The organism is Massilia sp. P2_C2 (assembly GCF_056404615.1).
Window position 1 is genome coordinate 1 of the sequence record NZ_JBFUDR010000495.1, and the last position, 3,059, is coordinate 3,059.

Sequence of the window (3,059 nt, forward strand, 5' to 3'; positions counted from 1 at the left end):
GCCGGGAAGGCATCCAGGGCCGCCTGCGCCGCCGCCGCGACGCCGACCGGGCCCCGGCCCGCCGCGACGTCCGGCCGGGGCCTCGCAGGCGGCGTCACCGCGGCAACGCTGGCCACGACGGGCGTGATCCACTGTGGCTGGTTGAACAGGCAACCGGAAAAGCCCAGCAGCGCCAGCACAGGCGCAACGATGAGTCCTGCCGCGCGATGAAAGCTGTAGTGGAAGTGCGGCCACGAGCCGCGGTGCGCGATCGTCAGGGCTTTGCGCCACGCCGCGAGGGTCGTCTTCGGCCACGCCAGCACGAGACCGAACACGGACGTGAACAGCAGCGCGAGGCCGGAAACGGCGATGACGGTCTTGCCCACGTCGCCCGCCAGCAGGTAGCGGTGCAGGTGGAACAAGGTGGGCATCAGCAGGGGGCGCGACAGCCCTGGCTCGCCCCACACGCGTTCGCCCGTGACGACGAGGCTGTCCGGGTCCACCATCACCTGGCGCGACCGGTCCAGCGTAAAGGGCCCGCGCCCGTCACATGAGGGCAGGCGGTACCACGCGATGGCGACTTCGCCGCCGCCTTCCGGCAGCGTCAGCTGGCTGGGGCGGCCGTACGCCGGGTCGGCTGCCAGACGGTCGACGATGCGCCCGATCGCACCGGGAGCGAGCGGACCGGGCGCCGGCGCCGCGTAAAACAGCGCCGGATTGAGCGCGACGTCGAGTTCATGCATCCACGCGAGCGCGCAGCCGGTGAGCCCCGACAGGCCGAACAGGCCGCCGAACACGAGGGCCACGCCGAGGTGCACGCGCCGCAACAGGGAACGGAAGCGACCGCTGACCATCGTTCAGAACCGGTAGCGCGCGCTGACCAGTACCGTGCGCGGCTCGCCCGGCATGTTGTAGTCGTTGGCGCCGCCGTGCGCGGACACGAAGTAAGTGCGGTTGAGTACATTCCTGACGGTGAACGTGACGTCCACCCTGGCGCCGTCGTAGCCGGCGCCGAACTGCAGGACGCCATAGCCCGGCAGCGTGGTGAGATCGTCGGGCGACGCGTAGCGGCTCGACTCCGCGCGCCCGCCGGCGGCCACCCAGAAATGGCCGTCCAGGCGGCGCTTGATCCACGCATTGAACGTGTGGCGCGGCGTGAGCGCTGCCGTATTGCCTTCGAACGGCGTGCCGGCCGACGTGCGCTCCGTCGAATCCTCGATTTTGCCGCGCATGTTTGCATAGCCGGCGATCGCATCCCAGCCCGGCGCCAGCTCGCCCATGAAACTCAGTTCGAGGCCGCGCGTGCGCTGGCGGCCGACCGGGAGCGAGAAATTCGTGTTGGCCGGATCAGCGACCTGGATGTTCGACTGCGTCATGTCGAACAGCGCCGCCGTCAGGCTGGAACGCGCCGACAGGTCGAGCTTCACGCCCGCTTCCTTGTTGACGGTCTGCGTCGGCTTCAGGGTGTCGCTGTTGGTGCGGAAGGTGAACGAGTCCGCGATGGGCTGGAACGAACGGTTCCACGATGCATAGACCGCCACCTTGCCCGTCGGCTGGTACACGGCGCCGACGCGCGGCGACCACGTGTCGTCGACGCGGTGCAGGTCGACGTTCTTCGCCGTGCGGTCGTCGCGGTCCTGCTTCAGGCGGTCGTAGCGCACGCCGGCCAGTAGTTTCCATTCGGGCGTCAACGCCACGAGGTCCTGCACGTACAGGCCGGCGATGTCGACGCGGTTCCTGTTGTCTGCGCTGGGCGTCACGGAATCCGGCAGCACCGGCAGGTCCGCGAGCACGGGATGGAACAGGCTGTAGGTCGCCACGTTGTTGCGCGAACGGAGGACCTCGCGCTTGTTCTGGCGGCCGAGTTCGAGACCGACCAGCAGCTTGTGGTTCGTCGTGCCCCAGGCTAGCGTCTGCGCGAGTTCGTTCTGGAGGTAGCGCCCGTCCTCGTCGCGCAGGCGGTGGCTCTGGCCGATCGTGACGGTCGGATCAAGGCCATCCTTGATGCCGCCGATCGACGTGTAGTTGCGGTCGAGCGCGTAGTCATAGGCGCGCAGTACCGTGTGCAGCTTCAGGTCCGGCGTGAACACGTGGTCGAGCGTCGCGGTGGCGCTTTTCACGTCGCTCTGCACGAATGCGCGCGCAGTGGCGTTCGCGGCGCCGAAATAAGTCTCGACCGGGACGTCGACGGGGCGGCCGTGGTAGCTGGGCACGCCCTGGTCGGCAAGGCGTTTGTCGTGCAGGTAGTCGGCCTGGATCGTCAGCGTCGTCTCCGGGCGCAGCCGGAACGTGGCCGACGGTGCGAGCGCCTGGCGGCGCAGGAAGTAGCGGTCGCGGAAACCGGTCGAGTCCTCGACGGCGCCCGTCAGCCGGAACAGGGCATCCTTGTCGGTCGCCGTCGTGCCGACATCGAACTCGCCCCGGCGCTGCCCGCGCGAACCGAGCGTCATACCCGCATCGACCAGCGGATTTTCCTGCGGCTTCTTCGTGATCCGGTTGACGAGACCACCCGCCGACCCGCGGCCGTACAGCACGGAGGCGGGCCCCTTCAGCACCTCGACGCGCTCGATGTTCGACAGGTCGCGGAAGTACAGCGCGTCGTCGCGCACGCCGTCCACGAACTGGTCGCTGATGGCGGAGAAGCCGCGGATCGTCACCTGGTCGCGCTGGCCGTCGCCGACGGAGAACGACAGGCCCGGCACGTTCTGCAGCGCGTCCTGCAAGGACAGCGCGTTCTGGTCATGCAGCACCACGGCCGGCACGATGTTGACGGTCTGCGGCACGTCGCGCAGCGGCACGCTGATTTTCGTGGCGCTCGTGGCGTCTAGCGCCTCGTACGCATCCACATCGATTTTCCTGTCCCGGACGATCACCTCCGGCATCAAAGGATCGTCGGCATGGGCCGGCGTCCACGCACAGCATGCGACGGCGACGAGGTAGGGGAGAGGACGAAGTGCTTGTTTCATGAAATCCCTGTTGGTGTTTGTATGGATTGGAAAACGGTGAGTCGGGTACGGATGGCGCGCATGCCGGCGGCGGCGACGGCGTACAGCAGGGCGACGGTCCAGAACATGGCGGGC

The 3,059-nt window shown here is 68.3% G+C and carries 2 protein-coding genes; both read right to left on the bottom strand.

Annotated features, from left to right (window positions below; all coding sequences use genetic code 11):
• Nucleotides 1-833: PepSY-associated TM helix domain-containing protein (locus tag AC1DYX_RS29955; protein ID WP_477265679.1), on the bottom strand; the 833-nt coding region annotated here is incomplete at its 3' end.
• Between the two features lie 3 nt (nt 834-836).
• On the bottom strand, nt 837-2,945 hold the full coding sequence (locus tag AC1DYX_RS29960; protein WP_477265681.1) for a TonB-dependent receptor: 2,109 nt from the start codon (nt 2,943-2,945) through the stop codon (nt 837-839).
• Nucleotides 2,946-3,059 lie beyond the last annotated feature (114 nt).